This is a genomic window from Bradyrhizobium sp. SRL28 (assembly GCF_018596315.1).
In the GTDB taxonomy this organism is placed as follows: domain Bacteria; phylum Pseudomonadota; class Alphaproteobacteria; order Rhizobiales; family Xanthobacteraceae; genus Bradyrhizobium.
In genome coordinates, this window is sequence record NZ_JAHEAG010000222.1 from 1 (window position 1) to 468 (window position 468).

Genomic DNA, 468 nt, shown 5'->3' on the forward strand with positions numbered 1-468 from the left:
TCCACAGACGTGTATCCGTGCGGTTCGCATCGGAGCCGTGCAGCAGGTTGCCATCGAAGATCATCACGTCGCCCGCGTCCATCTCGACATAGACGACCTCGAAGCGCTTCAGCGCTGCCTCAAGCTGCTCCTGTTCGACGCAGTGGTCGACCTCGGAGCTGTTGAGCCGTCCGAGCTTGTGCGAGCCTTTCAAGACCCGTAAGCAGCTGTTCTCCCTTGTGGCCGTGTCGAACGGGACATAGATGGTCGCGAACTGCGGAGCGAGAAAGCCGTCGGGGTAGAAAAAAGCGAAGTCCTGGTGCCATTCGTCGGCGCCTACGTTTGGCACGATCGAATGGCCGTAGCGGTAGATCGGCTTGCCGATGGCGTCCTGAGCAAGATCGACCAACCGCTCGTCGCGGCCGAGGAAGCCATACCGATCTTCTTCCGCCTTGGTCAACGTTCTGACGACGCCCGTCTTGCCTTCCC

The 468-nt window shown here is 60.5% G+C and carries 1 protein-coding gene; it reads right to left on the reverse strand.

Annotated features, from left to right (window positions below; all coding sequences use genetic code 11):
- Window positions 1-468 (reverse strand): phytanoyl-CoA dioxygenase family protein (locus KIP88_RS46085; protein WP_214494664.1); only part of this gene is annotated, 468 nt, incomplete at both ends.